We start from the raw sequence: 3,508 nt of genomic DNA on the forward strand, positions 1-3,508 counted from the left end.
CTGGGCGTGTTCGGCGCCACGCTGTTTTATGGCGACAGCGTCATCACCCCGGCGATCTCGGTGCTGGGCGCGGTGGAGGGGCTGGAGGTGGCCACGCCGCTGTTGAAGCCCTATGTGCTGCCGGTGTCGCTGGCGGTGCTGGCGGCGCTGTTCCTGGTGCAGCGCTTCGGCACGCAGCAGGTGGGCCGGGTGTTCGGGCCCATCATCCTGGTCTGGTTCCTGGCGCTGGCCTGGACCGGCGTGCAGCAGATTGCGCAGCAACCGGCCATCCTGGCTGCGCTGGACCCGCGCCAGGCCTGGACCTTCCTGGCCGGCCGCGGCTGGCATGTGCTGGCGGCGCTGGGTGCCATCGTGCTGGCGCTGACTGGCGCCGAGGCGCTGTATGCCGACATGGGCCATTTCGGGCGCAAGCCGATCCAGCTGGCCTGGTCGCTGCTGGTGATGCCTTCGCTGGCGCTGAACTACCTGGGCCAGGGCGCGCTGCTGATGCGCCAGCCCGAGGCCATCGACAACCCGTTTTTCCGCCTGTTCCCTGCGACCTGGATCGCCCCTGCGGTGCTGCTGGCCACGCTGGCCGCCATCATTGCCTCGCAGGCGGTGATCTCCGGCGCGTTCTCGATGACCAAGCAGGCCATCCAGCTCGGCTTTCTGCCGCGCATGGTGGTGCGCAACACCTCCGCCAGCGAGGCCGGCCAGATCTACCTGCCGGCAGTCAACTGGGCGCTGCTGGCGGCGGTCTTCGCGGCGGTGCTGTGGTTCGGCAGTTCTTCGGCGCTGGCCGGTGCCTATGGCATGGCTGTCACATTGACGATGATGATCACCACGGTGCTGACCTACTTCGTGATCTGCGATGGCTGGCGCCTGCCGCGCTGGCTGGCGCTGGGCGCGACGGCATTTTTCATGTTGTTCGACGCGGCGCTGGTCGCCGGCTGCGCGGTCAAGCTGTTCGACGGCGGCTGGTTCCCGCTGGCGCTGGGTGGGCTGCTGTTCATCGTCATGAGCACCTGGGCCCGCGGCCGGGCGCTGCTGCTGGACAACATCCGCGATGAAGGCCTGGCGCTGCAACCCTTCATCGAGTCGCTGCAGGACCCGAGCATCACGCGCGTCTCACGCACCGCGATCTACCCTGTCGCCAACCCCGACACCGTGCCGCAGGCGCTGCTGCACAACCTCAAGCACAACCAAGTGCTGCATGAGCGCAACGTGATTTTGACGGTGGTGTTCCACGAGGTGCCGGCGCTGCCGGACAGCGAGCGGGTGCGGGTGGCCGAACTGGCGCCCGGCTTCTGGCGCGTGACGCTGAATTTCGGTTTCCTCGACGTGCCGGACGTGCCCAAGGCGCTGGCCTTGTGCGACGCCCAGGGCCTGCGCATTCCCGTCTTCGAGACCAGCTTCTTCCTCAGCCGGGAGACCGTGGTGACCGCGCCGGGCCTGGGCCTGCGCGGCTGGCGCCGCCGCCTGTTCGCGGCGATGAACCGCAACGCGACCGGCGTGGTGGCTTTTTTCCGGCTGCCGGACAACGCGGTGGTGGAGTTGGGCACCCGCGTCCAGATTTAAGGCAATGCTGAACAAGTCCTGTGTGCCGCGCTGGCGAGAGAACAGGCCGGATCGTAGGCGCGACGCGAAGGTCGGGCTCTCTGCCCGAAGCCGAGCGGCGCAACGACCGAGGCGGCCCGTTATCTCGCCAGCCCTCCGGGGCGGTTCAGGTGGGCGCCAGGCGTCGTTGCGAACCTTGCCCAGGCACAAGCCTGGGCGGCGGCTCGCGCCTAGCCTGGCATCCCGCCTGAATCCGCCGCGGCGCACAGGACTTGTTCAGCATTGCCTTAGACCCCCTCAAGTTCCGACCCAGCTCAGCCGAAATCGGGATGTGATGCCCCCGGCTCGTCCACTGCGGCGTGTGGGGGGCCCGGTGAACGCTGTTGGGCGATGGGGTTGGTGGCATGTCGGTGCGCGGGCTTGGCTGGTTGATGGGAATGGTGCTGTGGCCCGTGTTGGCCGCGGCAGGTCCCGTCACGGTGCAGGTGAGTGGCGCCAAAGGCCAGCCGCTGGCCGACGCGGTGCTGATGCTGGAGCCCGTGGGCGCCAAGGCGGCGGTCAAGCCGGCCGCGCATGCCGAAGTTGGCCAGGAAGGGCGGCAGTTCGTGCCGCTGGTGTCGGTGGTGACGGTGGGCACGCCGGTCAACTTCCCGAACCGCGACCGGGTGCAGCACCATGTGTACTCCTTTTCGCCGGCCAAGAAATTCGAGATCAAGCTCTACCACGGCAAGCCGAGTGAGCCCATCGTGTTCGACCAGCCCGGCATTGTCGTGCTGGGCTGCAACATCCACGACACCATGGTCGGCTGGGTGCTGGTGGTGGACACGCCCTGGCACGGCAAGACCGCGGCGAGCGGCCAGCTCGCGCTTGGCGAGGTGCCAGCGGGCAGCTACCGGCTGCGCGCCTGGCATCCGGACCTGGCGCCTGGCGCGCCCTTGCCCGAGCAGGCCGTGACCGTGGGCGCCGGCCCAGAAGCGCTGACCGTGCGCCTGGATGCGGGGCTGAAGTGAAACGCCGCAACCTCTTCAACGGCCTGGCGGGGCGCATCGTCACGCTCTTCCTCGGCCTGTTGCTGGTGGTCCAGCTGGCGGCTTTCCTGACGGTTCGCGAAAGCATCGACCGCAACGCGCGCAGGATGCTGGGCGACCAGCTGCAGCTGGGCGAGCGGGTGCTGGGCCGGCTGCTGGACCAGAACGCGCAGGGCTTGCGCCAGGGCGCCACCTTGCTGGCGGCCGACTTCGGCTTTCGCGCCGCAGTCCAGTCCGGGGACGCGGAGACGGTGCGCTCGGCGCTGGAAAACCAGGCTGCGCGGATTGGCGCCAGCGTCTCGGCGCTGCTGGATGTGAACGGCGGCTTGGTGGCGGTCAGTTCTCAAGAAATCGCCCGGCCGTCCCCGATTTTCCTTGACCCGCAGGGGAGGCCCGACGCGCAGCGGCAGGTCCTGGGGCGCTCGTCCGATGCGGAGGGTCTGGATCCGGTGCTCCTTGCGCTGGCGGCGGAGCGCAGGCAATCCGGGGGCGAACAAGCGCCGCTGCGCCTTGTGCACGGCCAGGCCATGCAATTCGTGGTGGTGCCGATGAAGGCCCCGCTGCTGATCGGCTGGGTGGTGATGGGGTTTCCGCTGCAGAACGCGCTGGCGCAGGACCTGCACGCGCTCTCCGGCCTGGACATGGTGCTGTTCAGCCAGACTGCTGGCCAGGCGCCGCACCTGGCCCTGGGCACCACCGCGGTTGGCCGAGTGGCGGCCATGGTGGACGCGGGGCCTGGCATGTCCGAAGGTGAGCTGGACGGCATCTCGGTGCTTCGGTTGCGGGTGGACCTGCTGCCGGCCAGCGCACCGGGCGGTGGCCGCGGCAGCCTGCATGCGGTGCTGTTCCGCTCGATCGACGAGGCCGTGGCGCCTTTTCGCCGGCTGCAGGCCTCGATGGCCCTGATCACCGTGCTGGCCGTTTCCATCTTCGGCGTGGGCAGC

The 3,508-nt window shown here is 69.1% G+C and carries 3 protein-coding genes; all 3 read left to right on the forward strand.

Going from position 1 to position 3,508, the window contains the following annotated elements:
- On the forward strand, positions 1–1,557 hold a 1,557-nt coding region (locus tag FKP22_RS24400; protein WP_141290258.1), incomplete at its 5' end, for a potassium transporter Kup.
- 416 nt (positions 1,558–1,973) lie between these two features.
- On the forward strand, positions 1,974–2,546 hold the full coding sequence (locus tag FKP22_RS24405) for a methylamine utilization protein (RefSeq protein ID WP_375140612.1): 573 nt from the start codon (positions 1,974–1,976) through the stop codon (positions 2,544–2,546).
- On the forward strand, positions 2,543–3,508 hold a 966-nt coding region (locus FKP22_RS24410), incomplete at its 3' end, for a cache domain-containing protein (protein WP_310733369.1). The genes FKP22_RS24405 and FKP22_RS24410, both read left to right, overlap by 4 nt.

The sequence above is a fragment of the Ideonella azotifigens genome (genome assembly GCF_006519715.1).
In the GTDB taxonomy this organism is placed as follows: domain Bacteria; phylum Pseudomonadota; class Gammaproteobacteria; order Burkholderiales; family Burkholderiaceae_C; genus Ideonella; species Ideonella azotifigens.

Excerpts from the sequence above, each read along its gene's own strand:
- FKP22_RS24405 (WP_375140612.1), top strand. The coding sequence starts at position 1,974 with ATGGTGCTGTGGCCCGTGTTGGCCGCGGCAGGTCCCGTCACGGTGCAG.